This window comes from Gimesia sp. (genome assembly GCF_040219335.1).
In the GTDB taxonomy this organism is placed as follows: domain Bacteria; phylum Planctomycetota; class Planctomycetia; order Planctomycetales; family Planctomycetaceae; genus Gimesia.
Window position 1 is genome coordinate 44,177 of record NZ_JAVJSQ010000015.1, and the last position, 16,025, is coordinate 60,201.

Here is a 16,025-nt window from a genome sequence, read left to right on the forward strand (position 1 = left end):
AAGTGCAATTGCCCGCGGCCTGCGGTAAGATACGAACTGAACTTCATTTTTATTCAAGCAGGTATTGAGCCACGATGCAGATTATTGTTCAGACGTTATCCTTACTGCTGTTGTTATTGGTGTCCACTCACGCTGGTCTCGCAGCAGAGATGTCATATCCACTCTCCGTTGTCGCAGCTGAGAAAGGCCCCGTTTATGTCGCGGATCGCAAGCTGCCTGGAATCTGGAGTGTCCAGGACGGGAAAGTCAGTGAGTTTTACAAAGGCTCCAAGGTGTTTCGGACGCCATTGAATGCGGTGCGGTGCGTGACCCTGGATGACCAGGGGCGAGTGCTGGCCGGAGATTCCTCGACACGCGAAGTCTACCGGTTTGCTAAAGCCGGCGCAAAACCGGAAGCCCTCACCAAAGGGGGAATAGGTATCCCCATGGATGTGGTGGTGACCAAAGCCGGCGACCTGCTGGTCTCTGACCTGGAACTGCATCGGATCTGGAAGGTGCCCGCAGCAGGTGGTAAGCCGACGCTGTTTGCAGAAGTCAGTGCACCACGAGGACTGGCCCTGGATCAGGAAGAAAATCTGTGGGTTGTTTCAGGAACGGCAGACCAGTTGCTGAAAGTGACTCCGGACGGGAACGTCAGTGTCGTCGTGAAAGGGCGCCCGTTCAATTTTCCTCACGATGTCGTCGTTCTGGATGATGGCACTGCCGTTGTCAGCGATGGTTATGAAAAGGCGCTCTGGAAAGTAACGCCCGATGGCAAGACCGAGAAATGGGTCTCCGGTGAACCATTCAAAAATCCAGTTGGCATAGCGGTGCAGGGGAAGAATGTGCTCGTCGCTGACCCGCATGCGAAAACCGTATTCTCTGTGGATCCGGAGAAGCAGGTAACGGACCTGGTGAAGAAACAGGACTGAGCTCATTCTGATTGAGCTGACCTGGATCCTTTGTTCCACCAGATGGAAAACCATTCACTCTGATCGGCCTGGTCTGTTTCGCGGGCTTCGAAGTTTCCGGCGGCCAGGTCGGGCTTGCCATCGCCGTCAAAGTCACCTGCGGTAATTATCGGGTGCTGTCCCCGGGAGTAGTCGAGCGGATGAGGCACAAACTGGCCGGGTTTCGTCTGTTCGTACCAGACGATTGTGTTGCGACGTTGATCGTAGTTCCAGGTCATGGTGCAGGCGGCGAGATCGATGTCGCCATCCTGGTCAAAGTCGCCATGGGTGATGCCATACGCGCCTGTGAGTGGGGCGAGGTGATGCGGCTTGAACGGGAAGCGACCCTGGTTTTCCAGCCATTGCACGGAGTGACTGGGACGCAGCTCGAAGCTGTCCATCGTGTCGCCGTTGGTATAGAGCAGGTCCTGATCTCCGTCCTGATCGAGGTCCGCCAGGTCGATACACGACGAGCCGTAGGCGGGGTCCGGGGCCTGGAAGATGGTTTCGGTGCGAAACTGGCCTTTTCCCTGGTTGAGAAAAGCGACGATGGTTTCATGTTCCTGGGAGAAGAGGGCGACAAAGTCGGGCAGGCCGTCCTGGTTCCAGTCGGTGATCAGCAGATGGCTGGCGCCGTGGCGGGGATCAAGTACCTGTAACCGATATTTCAGATCGTCTGTTGCTGGCGAGACATTTTCCAGGTAGAGCAGGCGTCCGGTTTTGTGCCAGCCGAACTCGGCGACGATCAGGTCAAGATCCCCGTCGGCATCGAAGTCGGCAGCTTTGGCGTCGGCAACCCGTCCCAGTCCTGCCTGGAGTGTCTGCTGTTGATAACTGTCTGATTGCGGGTTGAAGAGCAGGGCTTCGACTGAGCCTCGGTCATGGTCTTCCGGCCCAAAGCTACCCAGGTCAGCGATGAGGTAATCGTCGTGCTGGTCTCCGTTGAGGTCGATGCGTTCAATGTGAGCCGGATGATGTAGTTTAGCCAGCGGTTCGAATTTGGGTTGTCTGTCTAAAAAGCGGATGCGGCCGACACGTCCGGAGCCCAGATCGGTGAGCAGCAGTTCGTGAGGTGTCTTGCCAGCGACCCAGTTGAGATTTGAAACTCCGGGCAGGGGATCGCCGTCGAGGCGGGGAAAGGGCTGCCGCTGAAAATCAACCGGGCCGGGAGCGAGGTTCTCGATTTGTGAAGGCAGCTCATGTTGTTCGGGAGCCTGCGCTTCAAAGTAACGGATGACTTCGGGCATGGGCGGGACGCGCAGGCTCTGATCGGGGGACTGTTCGTAGTGCGCGTATTCGCGGGGAATCTGCATCCTCCAGGCAGCTTTGGTCAGCACACCGGGATCGGGACAGGCATGACAGTGGCCACAGAAGTTTTGGATTTCCGTTTCAAATTCCGTGTGCCGTGTCTCTGTAGTGAAGGTGTCCTCGGGAGGCGGGGACGATTCCTGTTTCCCGCACGCCATGAGCAGTGCGAGAAACAGAAAACAACAGCTGCGGGCCGGCATTACTGTGCCTGCTCCTGCTGTTCCAGAATCGGTCGCAGTGCTTCTTCAAAGGCGTCGGCCTGACGGAAGAAGCCCAGGTCGGTGGGGTGAGAGCTGTCGACGGTACCTTCGTAATCATCGCCGAGCAGATTGTCTCCTTCCAGGTAATAGAGGTTTTTGACGCCTTCTTTTTTGAGCTGCTCGTAGCCCGCTTTGAGTGCTGCGCGGCTGGTACGATGACGTTCCTGGCTGCTCGGTTTGAGATAAGCGTTGGTGTAGGTCCGGTCTTCGACCAGCAGGATTGGCGTATCGGGATGTGCGGCCCGCAGCGTTTTGACGAGAGGGACCGTCTCTTTTTTGACGGTGTCAGCGGTGACGTTGGGGAGGCAGTCCATGATGAAGACGCTGGCATCGAGCTCGGCTATGAGCTTAGCGACTTCCGGTTCCATTTTTCCATTGCCGGAGAAGCCGAGATTGATCACCGGGCGATCGAGACGCCGTCCGAGGATCGCAGTGTGGACCATTCCGGTGCGTGAGGCACAGCCTCCCTGGGTAATGGACGTTCCCCAGAAGACCAGTGGTTTATCTTTACCGGGTTCGCGGGCGGGGGCTTTCCAGAGCTGACTGGATTCGGGAATGCCAATCTCCACCGATTTGACACCGTTATACAGGGGCAGGTAGAGCATATATTCCCGTTTGCCGGGGATGATGCCTGAAACCAGTGTGGCGGTTGTTGTCTGCTGGGCAGGACGACCAACGCCGAGCCAGCGCCATTTTCCCGATTCGGTTTTGACATAGAGGTCCAGGCCGCTGACGCCGGTGGCTGCCATGTGATTCATGGCCAGCGAGGCGGAAGTGAGAGTCCATCTGGCTTTGATCGTGGTGGCATCAGTGACGAAGCGAACGGCCATGCCGGCGGAGTGTTTGGAAAGCGACCAGACCGGAGGACGGACGACGCCTTTGGCTTTTTGGGGCAGGCGATCGTAAAAGCTTTCCGTGTCGGTCCAGCCTTTGCCTTCCACATCCAGGTTCTGGATATCAAACCAGTGGGTTTTGTCTTTTTCGTCCGTGGTAAAATCTGTTACCGGCTGATCGGCGGCCTGCAGGAGCGTTGCCGATGCCAGCAGACAGACCAGGGAAAAGACGCGCAGCCAGATGGTTCGTTGATTCACTCTCATTGCTGTTCCTGTTTATGCTCTTAGATGCGGAAAAGATGGTTGGTATTTCACCATCTTAACAGGAGCCAGCGGGAAAAAGAAAGCGGGGGTCGAACGATTGCCGGTTAGAATTCGCCGATGACTTCACCGTTCATCCGGGTACCCAGCGCCCTCCAGATTTCCAGCGAGATGTTTTCACTGATCGTGCGGACGGACCCATCGACGAGCACCGCGTTCACAACCCCTGTATGGAAACTGCGGGAGGTGATAATCGCGTAGGTGGGGGAACCAGCGGATCCGTTCTTCCCTTCCTGCCAGGAGTTGAAATCGGCGTCGTATTCGGTGCCGCCACTGGTGTAAGGAACGTAGGTGTTGGGATTCATGGTTACGGTAAACCCGGTGTGATGCACTCGACCATCGGGCCATTCGGTGTGCCCGGTATTGGTTTTAAAGTCGGCTCCTGAAGCTACGATGGTGGCCGCTTCGGAGGCTGTGCCGGGAATGGTTGTCGTCGATGGACCGCCGTTACGTGTGTAGGGCTGCCAGCCTTTGACTTCGGCTGCGAGCAGTGTGTTGCTGGTACCGTCGGTGAAGCTGGCCATGGTCAGGCTGGCGTTCGGATAAAACGCGCCGTTGCCGCTACTGCCGTTCGTGGGATCAAATACGAACCAGGTTCCGTAGTTAAATCCGTAGTTGGTGGGATAGAGTTTAACTTTTCCGCCACCGGGGTCACGGACTCTGTCACTGTTGGGATCACTGGGGCAGGCGTAGACGGGAATTTTCAGTCCATCAATGGCGGCCTGGAAGTCCCAGGCGGTCGAGAGATCGACATTGTCGTAGAGGTTGCCTTGTTCCAGCATGGGCAGAATCCGACCATGCACGCCCCAGGAACCATTGTTGCCTGTGGAAGTCACGGCAAGATCGACACTGGCGCCCGGAGGGAGATAGCGATAGCTGCTGACGTAATTGTGAATCGCGAGCCCCAGCTGTTTCAGGTGATTTTTGCATTGGGTGCGACGCGCGGCTTCCCGGGCCTGTTGAACGGCGGGTAAGAGAAGGGCGATCAGGATCGCGATGATGGCGATGACCACTAGAAGTTCGATCAAGGTAAATCCACGGCGGGGACGCATAACGGTGTTTCCAGCTTACTTTGTACGGCGGGTATTGAGAAGCACGATTCTATGGATGAACTGCAGGCAAAGAATATACCAAAGCCTTGAATTTCACTGACTTTGCTGCACGTTCAGGTGTTTGAGCGTGAATAAAATGGCTGAAGCAGGAAGAGGTGTCGCACTGAGCGACATGGGGGTCGAATAAAGCGACATTGCGATTGGTGAATTCTGGCCTCGAGCGGAGCCCCGGTTCTAAAAAACGAGGTTGTCAGAGTGGTTTCAAAGTATTTTATGGTCTCAGTTTCTCCTAAAATGGGAGGAAACTCTCGTCTCTGATTATTCATGTGCAGGAAAGTTCCCGTTATGCGCTGGCCGTTACGGTACCAGATTTTGATTCCGATGGTCGGCATCATGGTGTGCGCGATTGTGGGTGTGACTTTATTGCATGCCTGGCTGGCGACGCATCAGATCAAGGTACAGGTGCGGGATCAGTTTCGGCAGATTGCGCATACGTTGAACGATGCCACGTTTCCGTTGACCGTGGCAGTGTTAAACCAGACGAAAGGATTGTCGGGAGCCGACTTTGTTCTTGTGGGGGCGGAAGACCAGGTGCTGTCGTCCACGCGTCCTGACTTTACTCCCGCTCCTATACAGGGGACGCCTCCCAGCTGGGATGAGCTACAGATTTCGGACGTGATCGAAGCCGGGGATGCTCCCTTTTTTCATTCCGTAGTGAAACTGCAACCCCGAATACCCGGTGAAGGTGTACGTTACCTGCATATTTATTATCCGGTTCGGCAGTATCGTGAGGCGATTGCGAACGCCGTATATCCGTCGTTGATCGCCGGGAGTCTTGCGCTGATTGTGGTTGCGATTCTGGCAACGGTGATCGCTGCCCGGGTGACACGACCCTTACAGCGCCTGGACCGTAAAGTGGTACAGATTGCCCGGGGAGATTTCCAGCCGATGATGCTGCCGGAACGCGATGATGAAATTCGCGACTTGAGTACTTCGATCAATCAAATGGCGGAACTGCTGGGAGATTACGAAGACGAAGTCAAACGGAGTGAGCGGCTGAAAACGCTGGGGCAGTTGCGGGGGGCGATTGCTCACCAGCTGCGGAATGCGGTGACCGGTTGCCGGATTGCGCTGGATCTGTATCTCCGCAAATCATCCGAGTACCAGGAGGACGAAACGCTGCAGGTTGCAAACCGTCAGCTGTGCATGATCGAGCAATACCTGCAGAGCTTTCTGGAGAACAAGGGGGGGCACTTCTCCAGTTTTGAACCGGTCAGTCTGAATGAGCTGGTGGCGCGGGTTGTCAGTCTGGTGGAACCGACGGCGCGGCATGTGGGCATCGCTTTGAAGGACGAAACCGGTTCCGAGCCTCTCGTGGTGGAAGGAGACGCGGAATCGCTGGAGCAGTTGATTTCCAATCTGGCGCTGAATGCGATCGAGGCTGCGGTTGCTGTGCAGGAAGCGCAGGGCATCTCGGGAGAGGTTTGCGTCAGGTTATTCCCAACGGGGGAAGAGTCTGTTACTTTGGAAGTGTCTGATACGGGCCCCGGACCGGAGTCGTCGATCGTGAATAAAATGTTTGAACCGCTGGTGACCGCCAAGCGTGACGGGACCGGCCTGGGTTTATTTGTGGCCAGAGAGATCGTGCAGAATCACGGCGGCGAGATCCGCTGGGAACGGCGCGAGGAGCGTACCTGTTTCATGGTCGAGTTGCCGCTGGTGCAGTCGGAGAAAGCGTGTGTCGAAACTATTGATCGTAGATGATGAAGAATCCATCTGCTGGGGGCTGAGTCAGTTGGGCGAAAGCCACGGCCACGAGGTGATGATGGCTTCAACAGCCGAACAGGCATTGAGCCTGGCAGAGAAAGACCGCCCCGATGTGGTGGTGATGGATGTGCGCCTGCCCGGGATGGATGGGCTGACGGCGATGCAGGGACTTTACGAGCGGATTGGTCCGGTGCCGGTGATCGTGATTACCGCTTATGGTGATCTGCAGACCGCTGTGGAAGCGGTGCGAAACGGAGCGTTTGACTATATCGTAAAACCATTTGATCTGGCTCAGATGGAACAGGTACTGGAGAAAGCGGTCAAGGAAGCGGGACGTGAGGAGCTGCAACCGGGTGAACCGCGGCAGCTGGAAGGGCTCGTGGGTTCAACACCTGAGATGCAGCAGGTCTTCAAATCAATCGCGCTGGTGGCGGCTTCGGATGCGAGTGTGATGCTCACAGGAGAAAGCGGGACCGGTAAGGAAGTGGCGGCGCAGGCGATTCACCGTTTCAGCGATCGTGCTTCGGGACCGTTTGTCGCCGTGAATATTGCTTCGCTCAGTGAGAGCCTGGCGGAGAGTGAACTGTTCGGTCATGTGCCGGGTGCGTTTACCGGCGCGGAGTCGGGGCGGATGGGTTTTCTGGAACAGGCCAACGGAGGTACGCTGTTCCTGGATGAGGTGGCTGACATTCCGCTGTCGATTCAGATCAAACTGCTGCGGGCCCTGGAAGAAGGCGAAGTACTGCCCGTGGGTTCGACGCAGCGCGTGAAGACGAATTTCCGCGTGATCACCGCTTCGCATCGGAACCTGGAATCGCTGATCAAGCGGGGCAAGTTCCGTCACGATCTTTATTTCCGCCTGTGTACGTTTGAGATCGACATTCCCCCCCTGCGGAAGCGGGTGGGAGATATTCGTCTGCTGGCCGAGTTCTTTCTGGAACGCTTTGTGGATCGGCAGACGGGGATGCAGCATCGGCTCACCGCAGAGACGATTACCGAACTGGAACGTCGTCCCTGGTATGGTAATGTGCGCGAGTTACGCAATGCAATTGAACACGCAGCCTTACGGGCGCGGGGCGGAACAATACTTCCCGAAGATCTGCCTGCACCGGTATCGCAGTCCTTTCTGGGGCTGGAGGAGTCTCAAGTCGGGTCGGATGCGGAGATCAACGAGTTGCTCAAGCAGTGGGCCGAACAGCAGTTGCGAGATCCGGAATCTGCGGCCGGGATTTATGAGAAACTGCTCACCCTGGTTGAGCCGCCGGTGATGGAAGTGGCTTTGGAGAAATTTCATGGGCAATGTGCGCCCGCGGCCCGCTGTCTGGGCTTGCATCGGACTACCCTGAGTAAGAAACTGAAACAATACGACATTGAAAACAGCTGACACTGAAATCCAGAGGTGAACCTGCATGAGACTGATGACGCGCTCCCTGATTCTGCTGGCTTTGATCTTAGTGGCTGGTCCCGGTTTGCAACTGAGGGCTGCCGAGAAATCCAAACCGCTCAACTTCGTCTTTATTCTGGTGGACGATCTGGGCTACATGGATGTGGGCTGCAATAACCCGGACACCTTTTACGAAACGCCACACATTAACCGGCTGGCGAAGTCCGGCATGCGGTTCACCAATGGTTACGCTGCGAACCCGGTCTGCAGTCCCACGCGATACAGCATCATGACCGGAAAATATCCGACTCGCGTAGATGCGACAAATTTCTTTTCCGGGAAACGCGCGGGTAAGTTTCTGCCGGCTCCCCTCAATGACCGGATGCCTCTGGATGAAGTGACAATCGCCGAAGCACTCAAGGAGCATGGGTACTCCACATTCTTTGCAGGGAAGTGGCATCTGGGACCGAGTGAAGAGTTCTGGCCGGAGAAGCAGGGTTTTGATGTTAACAAGGGAGGCTGGTCGCGCGGTGGTCCTTATGGAGGCAAGCGATACTTCTCGCCTTATGGTAATCCACGTTTGAGTGACGGTCCGGATGGCGAGCATCTGCCCGATCGCCTGGCGACGGAGACAGCGGAGTTTATCGACGCGCATCGCGAGCAGCCGTTCTTTGCGTACCTTGCTTTCTATTCGGTGCATACCCCGTTGATGGGACCGAATGCACTGGTCAAGAAATACAAAGAGAAGGCGCAGCGACTGGGGCTGGAAGGCAAAGTCGAATTTGCTGACGAGGAACAGGTCTTCCCCACAGATGAGAAGCGAAAGGTGCGAATTCTACAGAAACATGCCGTGTATGCGGCAATGGTGGAATCAATGGACCGGGCCGTGGGGAAAGTGCTGCAGCAGCTGGAAGCATCCGGCGTGGCGGACAATACCGTGGTGATGCTGACAGCCGATAACGGGGGCCTGAGTACCTCGGAAGGGTCTCCGACTTCCAATCTGCCTCTGCGGGGCGGTAAGGGCTGGTTGTATGAAGGAGGGATTCGCGAGGTCTTTCTGATCCGCTGGCCGGGAGGTACGCAACCAGGAAGTACCTGTGACGAACCCGTCATTACTACCGACTTCTATCCGACAATTCTGGATCTGGCCGGGTTGCCTATGAAGCCGGAACAGCATCTGGATGGTGTGAGTCTGAAACCATTGTTGCAGGGTGAGAAGTCACTGAACCGTGAAGCGTTGTTCTGGCATTACCCGCATTATTCCAATCAGGGTGGGATTCCCGGTGGTGCAATCCGGATGGATGACTGGAAACTGATCGAGCGTTTTGAGGATGGACAGGCTCACCTTTACAATCTGAAAACTGATGTGGGCGAGAAACAGGATCTGGCAGCGGCAGAGCCGGAACGCGTGAAGCAGATGCGTCGTCGATTACATCAGTGGTACACCGAAACGGATGCGAAGTTTCTACAGGCGAAGCCCGGGGGACCGGAGCCCTGGCGTCCCGAAAGATAAAAACATTGGAGAGGGAACCGCGCCTGAGCGGGGCCATAGTGAGGCGCGGTATCCTGTATTGTAACTGTTTGATAAGGGGTTCATGAAAAATTCAAATTTGACCGAACTGGTTGGGAATTCTTGATATGTAGTCCTTTTATTTCCCTCGGATCTGCTATAATCGAGCTGTCACCCGACGTCAGTGATATCGCATCTACTTTTCGATGTCTCCGTTGAATTCTGCATTTCCCCGATCAAACTCTAATGATGATTGAGATAGTCGTATGGCACAGTCCACGCTGCCGGAACAGAGCGAAAAATACGTTCAGAAGTTAAACCTGTTGAGAGACAATCTGAGCGGCGTGATCCGGGGCAAATCTGAGAGCATCGACATGATGATGGTCGCGCTGCTTTCCAACGGTTCGGTGCTGATGGAAGATGTGCCCGGGACTGGAAAGACAACGCTGGCCAAAGCACTGGCCCGTTCGCTGGATGTTCCCTTCAATCGTGTGCAGTTTACGCCCGACCTGCTGCCGACCGATATCCTGGGATCCTCAATCTATAACCCGGTAGACGGCACCTTTCATTTTCGGCAGGGACCGATCTTCTGTAATATTCTGCTGGCTGATGAAATTAACCGGGCATCGCCCCGTACGCAGTCCGCGCTGCTGGAAGCGATGAGCGAATCGCAGGCGACGATTGAAGGCGTGCGGTATGAACTGCCTTCCCCGTTCTTTGTATTGGCGACGCAGAACCCCGTTGATTTCCACGGGACCTATCCACTGCCGGAAGCGCAGCTGGACCGCTTTCTGATTCATCTGCAGCTGGGATACCCGGATGCGGAAAATGAAATGGAGATCCTGTTCGCCCAGTCGACAGAGCACCCGGTCGATCATCTGGAGCGGGTGTTGAACCACGAAGAGGTGGTTCAGATGCAGGAGCAGGTCAAAACGGTGCACGTTGATCAGAGTGTCGCCCGCTACATGATTGACCTGGTCCAGGCGACGAGAAACGATCCGCGGTTGAAGCTGGGCGTGAGCCCCCGTGGTTCTTTGATGCTGTTTCGGGCGTCCCAGGCGGTTGCCTATCTGAAATCGAGAACCTACGTGCTGCCGGATGATGTGCAGCAGATGGCAGACTATGTGCTGGCGCATCGTCTGATTCTGACATCGAAAGCAAAATACAGCAGTATCACCAAAATGGATGTGGTGTCCGATATTGTCAGCAAAGTGAAAGTTCCAAACTAACCGGGAAACACGTTACCAGAGTATTCCTCTGCCGGAGCGGGAGTGTTGCTGATTCCTGCGATGGCAGTCCAGTCATGTTGAATCCGTTATGCACGTCTCGGAATACGATCCTTATTCGCCCACGATTCGCAAGAAAGACTCGTTCACCAACCGGCTGCTGCTGGTGCGGATGCACAAGCATTACTGGTATTACCGGGTGACTTATCCCGGGAAGGTGTTACTGTTCGGTTTCTTTCTATCAGGCATTGGTACGATTTCAGTGTCGGTGCCGATTTATAACCTGTTCAGCATCCTGATGGCGTTGATCCTGGTAGACGGGCTGGCTTCCTGGTTTTTTCGTCCCCGTTGTGAACTTGAGGGGGACTTCCCATCACAGACGACAGCCGGACAGCCAGCGGTGGGACACTTCACGGTGACGAATCGGGGCTGGCTGCCCGTGTATGATATGGCGGTCGCTTTCCGTTGGCTGGAGAAGCCACTGGCCCAGATCGACCGGGATGATACGCTGAATTATCTGCCCAAAGGCGAATCAGCCGAGGTGACTGTTACCATCGATGCACCGCAGCGGGGCTTTTATGCATTGCCCAAGCTGGGCGTGCACACACTGTTTCCCTTTCACCTGAACCGGTCGGGGAGTGCCGCACTGCCGGGGAAATCGCTATTGGTGCTGCCGGCATTTCATAAGCTGACGAGTGTGGATTTACCGGTGGGGAGCAAGTTTCAGCCGGGTGGAATTGCGTTGACATCCAACGTGGGGGAATCTCCCGAGTATGTGGGCAACCGCGAATATGTACCTGGTGAACCGGCGCGGCGACTCGACTTCCGCTCCTGGGCGCGACTTGGTAAACCGGTGGTTCGCGAATACCAGGAAGAATATTACTGTCGCATCGCACTGATTCTGGATACCTATATGCCGACGGAGCCGTGGCTGAAGCGAAAGTGGAAGTCGCTGGGGCAGCGGACCGGGTTGGGAACCCCCACCGCGGAGACGACGAACGTACTGGAAGCGGGGATCAGCCTGACGGCATCGATTGCGGATGCACTGGCGCGGGGTGAGTATCTGATCGACCTGTTCGCGGCGGGACCGGAGTTGTATGTATTTCGAGCCGGTCGGCATACGGCCCATTTTGATAACGTGCTGGAGATTCTCTCCTGCGTCGATCGCTGTCCCGACGATCCATTCGAGACGATTGGGCCTGCGGTATTTGAAGAGCTGTCGAATGTCTCGACGGCGGTCTGCCTGTTCCTGGACTGGGATCATCAGCGGGAAAAGATGGCGCGGGCAGTACTCGATTCCGGTGCGAGTCTGAAGACGATTATTATTCACGACGGTCCGACAACGGTGCCTTACAACGCAGACGAATTCGGCGAAGCATATCATTTCACACCTGAAGAGATCTCCCGTGGGAAGGTGGAAACGATATGAATGCGCAGCGGACGATTGCTTTTACGATGCTCAGCCTGGAATGCGCGACGTTTTCGATTCTCTCGGAGACGCTGTTTTTCTCCTTCAGCATTATCGTGCTGGCGGCGTTGTCGTATTTCTCCGTATTGCGTTATTCGTTTTCCAAACGGCAGGTATTCTGGGTTACCAGTGCTCTGGCGGTACTGTTTATTGTGAAGTACATGCTCTATCAGCATGATTTTACGCTCGACCGGCTGGCGATTCGCACACCATTGGCCTACGCGGCGGCACAGTTTGTGATGACGGTACAGTTACGGCAGCTGTTCGACAGTCAGTTTGAACCGTTTCTGCCAGCCTCCTTTCCGCTGCTGGGGGTGATCGTATTTATTTTGACCGGCGATATCCTCGTGTATGGATCGAAGGGGCTTTACTACCAGGTGCTGGTTTTCAGCTATGCGTTGCTGACGGGCGTTTATTTCCAGATCGGACATGCGGCGCGTAAACCTCGAGAAACCGAACGCTCTCTCTGGTCGGTCTATGTCATTCGAGCCGGGTTCTTTGCCATGATCTGGCTGCTGGGCTGGCTGACAGCCACGGGCATGGACCGCTACGAACGGGAGCTGGATCAGCTGTATTACCGGCTGATTGAACCCCGCACAGCCGGTATCGCTTCGCGGGCCGGGTTCTCGACCATTTCCCGGCTGGGAAGCATGACATCTCACTTTGACCAGGGAGCCGATCAGATTCGGTTACGGGTCAAGTCGACCGATGAGCCGGGCTATTTCCGCGGTCGGGCTTTCGTCCAGTTTCTGAATTCAGAATGGCATTCGGAAGTGGGGAGTCATAATGTTCCGATCATTGCGATGCCACCGGCGGGGGTGCAGGCCAGTGTTCCCGATGATGGCACCTGGTTCCTATTGGGGCAGGCGAAGTCACCCGACTGGATTGAGTACCAGGTCTGGTCCCAGGATTCTGGTCATATTTTTGCACCGTTGAATACGCCGCTCGTGTATGCCTTCGCTGACAGTATTCAGTTCGACAGCCAGGAAGTGCTGACTTCGCGGACGATGGCCAGTGGCTTTCCTTATTCGGTCTTTTATCCCCGCCAGCTGCTGCCACAGCGTCCCGAACACGATGCAGCGCTGCAGCGATTGTTGCAGTTGCCGGATGAGATCGACCCCGCAATCAAGCAACTGGCGGAAGATGTGTTCGCGGGCTGTGAGACTTCCGAGGCGAAGATCCAGCGGGTGCAGGCTTACTTCCAGAACAACTATGAGTATGAACTGGGAATTAACGTACCGTATGGAGAAGACCCGTTGACCTACTTCCTGCGGGAGAAGCCGGCGGCCCATTGTGAATACTTCGCTTCAGGAACGGCTCTATTGCTCAGACTAGCGGGAGTGCCCTGTCGTTACATTACGGGGTATGTGGTTCGCGAACGGAATGCCTACGATCAGTTCTGGGTCGCTCGCAGCCGTCATGCGCATGCGTGGGTGGAAGCGTGGGATGAAAATCGGGGCTGGGTGACTGTGGAATCGACACCGTTCGCCGGGCAGCCGGAGTTCGAAACACCTGGTTCTGCACGTCAATACTGGGAATCGTTTATGGGACAGTTCACCCGGCTCAAGATGGCCCTGCAACAGGGGCAGTGGATCCTGGCGATGTCGGAAGCCCAGTTGCCTTTACTGCTGCTGGTGGGGGGGGTGGCGCTGTGGTTCCTGGTGCGATGGGTGTTGCATCTGGTTCTGCGACAACTGAAAACGCGTGCGGAGTTTCGCGACAATCCGTTATATATTCAGGAGTTACACCGCCTTTTATCTCAGATGGATCGTCTGCTGGCTCGTAAACATCTGGTTCGTGAACCTGGGGAAACTCTGATGCAATTTTCCCGTCGGATTCAGAATCAGGAGATCTCCCACTGGTATCAAACCTATGCCAGCAGCCGGTTTATGCCGGAAAATGAGTCATTGCAGGACCAGATCAGCCAACTGCGATCTCAGCTACAGGAAATCCGCAGTCGGAAAGCCTCTGTCTGACTGGGAAAGCGGCAGATTTTGCCAGTGAAAACGGGGTTGGCAGACTGTGAGCTCCGGGCTAGAATCCGCCCCTCATCTCTCAAATCTCAAACAATTTCCACAAGACTACTTCAGTTTTCAAAGACGGACCGGGCGTTCGCCTGTATTTGCATGCGCGTCTGTCTTTGACACTTCCTTTACCAGAAACGGGATTCTCTCAATGAAAGTTCTCTCAAAAGCACTCCTCATCGTGATTCTTCCGAGCCTGTCTCTGTTTGCCACCGGGTGCGATCTGTTACCGCACGCGTTTCATCCCAGTCAGTGGCATAAACTGAATCGGCAGCCGGCACCACGGCAGGATACCTACTTCTCTGTCCCCGACCATATTCCGGAGCGGGACTTTCCTCATCAGACAGAGAACGACAAATAAAAACCAGGTCAGCGGGCTGAAGGCGGCGACAGATACGTTAGCCTGATCGGGCTTACTGAGACTTCGCTGCTGAAAACATCTGGCGGTCGAGCACATCACCTTTGAGGTTTTTCAGCTCAGCCTTCATGGTACCTGCTGCGCGGTCACAGGTGAGCAGCAGGTAGCTGTCCTGTCCGGCGAGGAATTTTGAATGCGGGTCCGGGTACTTTGTGCCTGTGCCACTGAGTGAGGTGTTGTAACAGGTCAGACCGTCCACCTCGGCCCGCTCGGCGAAATAGCCGAAGCCGGTGACGCAGAGCGTCCCCCGTTGGAAGAGCTTGTGCCAGTCTCCCTTGAGCTTACCCCGCATGGTGGCGTTGCGCTCGTTATACAGGGTTATGGTGAGACCGGGATTGGTCTGCGTGAGCTGCTCATACCAGCGATACTGTTCTGAGTCATGACCAAACGGATGACAGGTCTGCCAGGTGGTGCCGAAATCGGATGTGTGGTTGAAGTCGAGGGCGATCAACCGCAGATCGAAGTCCGGGAGGTCGAAATGCCACTTCCATTCTTCGCCGGGTAACGCGAAGACGCGGCGGAACGCGGTTGCTTCGACATCGTAGACGGCGTGAGCCGGGGGCTGCTGACCACGGGGATGCGCTTCGCGGTCATGATTGCCGAGCACCGGCATGAAAGGTGTTGAACGGAACAGTTGCGGGTATTTACCGATGAGCTGCAGGTAGGGTTCAATGCATTCCGGTTTGCCGGGTCCACAGGTCTGCCAGAGATTACGGATGTTGTCGCCGGCGGTGAGCAGCAGATGGACATCGTCTTTTCGCAGCTGTGACAGATCGGGTTGTGACTGCCAGTCTGCGACGACCGCGATGCGCAGGACATCGGTGGGAAACGCTTTGAATGTCGCGAGTGACGATGTTTCGTTCCCGGTCTGGACCGAGTAATGGTAGATCGTGTCCCGTTGGGGCAGCGGGATCTCGACATGATGCAGTCTTGCGTTGCCCGGTTGGCTGATGGTCTGCAGGGAATCAGGGGTGGCGCCAAAGTGCACCACGGAGTCGCCGGGCTGGTCGCTGTACCAGTTGAACACAATTCGATCGGGGCGATGGTTGTTACAGGTGAGCCAGATGCGTTCAATATCTGCTGCGGTGACCGTGAGGGGAACCAGGCAGAGGGTGAGCAGGAATGCGGATAATCTCATGGAAGTCTCGCGTGTGAGAGGTGGATCGTTTCAAAGTGGATTAGAAGTCAGTGTAGGCTGAGATACAACGGGATGCCACGTTGGCGTTGATTGTAACGTGCGAATACTGATCTTTTGTGTTGGCGGTGTTAAAGTTGTTTATTTATCACGGTCGCGAGATCCAACGACGCGGATGCGGTTCGCGTAAGAGTACTGAGCCCTTGAATCCTGCTGAAGAATTGGCATTTTTAAGGATGAATGCCGCTTTTAGACAGGAAATACAGGGACGAGGGGTCTAAAATTACGTTCCCGGAGGCAGCAGAGGCCCGGCGATGCCTCGATTTTTTTGATGAAGCGATAGATGCGGTGCTCGATTGCGTTCCCAGGCGACTGATTCAACTGAGGCAA

Annotated in this window: 12 protein-coding genes; 8 read left to right on the forward strand and 4 right to left on the reverse strand. The window is 55.6% G+C overall.

All coding sequences use genetic code 11. The features are described 5' to 3' along the window. Positions 1–149 precede the first annotated feature (149 nt). Positions 150–911: a Vgb family protein gene (locus tag RID21_RS12940; RefSeq protein ID WP_350189432.1), complete on the forward strand. Its 762-nt coding sequence runs from the start codon at positions 150–152 to the stop codon at positions 909–911. A gap of 2 nt (positions 912–913) precedes the next feature. Here the strand turns inward: RID21_RS12940 and RID21_RS12945 are convergent, their stop codons facing one another. From RID21_RS12945 to RID21_RS12955, 3 genes are all read right to left on the reverse strand, one after another. After that, on the reverse strand, positions 914–2,437 hold the full coding sequence (locus tag RID21_RS12945; protein ID WP_350189434.1) for an FG-GAP-like repeat-containing protein: 1,524 nt from the start codon (positions 2,435–2,437) through the stop codon (positions 914–916). Then, positions 2,437–3,594, reverse strand: coding sequence for an SGNH/GDSL hydrolase family protein (locus RID21_RS12950; protein ID WP_350189436.1), 1,158 nt, complete (start codon positions 3,592–3,594; stop codon positions 2,437–2,439). Before RID21_RS12950 ends, RID21_RS12945 begins: the two co-directional genes overlap by 1 nt. A 104-nt stretch (positions 3,595–3,698) precedes the next feature. Then, a complete protein-coding gene (locus RID21_RS12955) occupies positions 3,699–4,703 on the reverse strand; it encodes a DUF1559 domain-containing protein (RefSeq protein ID WP_145180184.1) in 1,005 nt (334 codons plus the stop codon). A gap of 345 nt (positions 4,704–5,048) precedes the next feature. On the opposite strand from RID21_RS12955, the gene RID21_RS12960 reads away from it, so the two are divergent. From RID21_RS12960 to RID21_RS12990, 7 genes are all read left to right on the forward strand, one after another. Then, on the forward strand, positions 5,049–6,467 hold the full coding sequence (locus RID21_RS12960; RefSeq protein ID WP_350189438.1) for a sensor histidine kinase: 1,419 nt from the start codon (positions 5,049–5,051) through the stop codon (positions 6,465–6,467). Continuing rightward, positions 6,442–7,854, forward strand: coding sequence for a sigma-54-dependent transcriptional regulator (locus RID21_RS12965; RefSeq protein WP_350189440.1), 1,413 nt, complete (start codon positions 6,442–6,444; stop codon positions 7,852–7,854). Before RID21_RS12960 ends, RID21_RS12965 begins: the two co-directional genes overlap by 26 nt. A 34-nt stretch (positions 7,855–7,888) precedes the next feature. Beyond that, entirely contained in the window at positions 7,889–9,367 is a 1,479-nt protein-coding gene (locus tag RID21_RS12970) for a sulfatase (RefSeq protein ID WP_502892616.1), read from the forward strand. A gap of 263 nt (positions 9,368–9,630) precedes the next feature. Further along, the gene (locus RID21_RS12975; RefSeq protein WP_350189444.1) at positions 9,631–10,593 is read left to right on the forward strand and encodes an AAA family ATPase; all 963 of its coding nucleotides are present in this window, start codon (positions 9,631–9,633) and stop codon (positions 10,591–10,593) included. A gap of 88 nt (positions 10,594–10,681) precedes the next feature. Beyond that, positions 10,682–12,019 carry a DUF58 domain-containing protein gene (locus RID21_RS12980; RefSeq protein WP_350189446.1) on the forward strand — a complete coding sequence of 446 codons (1,338 nt, stop codon included), beginning with the start codon at positions 10,682–10,684 and terminating at the stop codon, positions 12,017–12,019. Continuing rightward, entirely contained in the window at positions 12,016–14,034 is a 2,019-nt protein-coding gene (locus RID21_RS12985) for a transglutaminase domain-containing protein (RefSeq protein ID WP_350189448.1), read from the forward strand. The genes RID21_RS12980 and RID21_RS12985 overlap by 4 nt, the downstream gene beginning before the upstream one ends. Positions 14,035–14,233: 199 nt before the next feature. Further along, entirely contained in the window at positions 14,234–14,443 is a 210-nt protein-coding gene (locus tag RID21_RS12990; protein WP_145035879.1) for a hypothetical protein, read from the forward strand. A 52-nt stretch (positions 14,444–14,495) separates the two neighbouring features. Here RID21_RS12990 and RID21_RS12995 read toward each other — a convergent pair whose 3' ends face one another. After that, entirely contained in the window at positions 14,496–15,638 is a 1,143-nt protein-coding gene (locus tag RID21_RS12995; protein WP_350189450.1) for a metallophosphoesterase family protein, read from the reverse strand. Positions 15,639–16,025 lie beyond the last annotated feature (387 nt).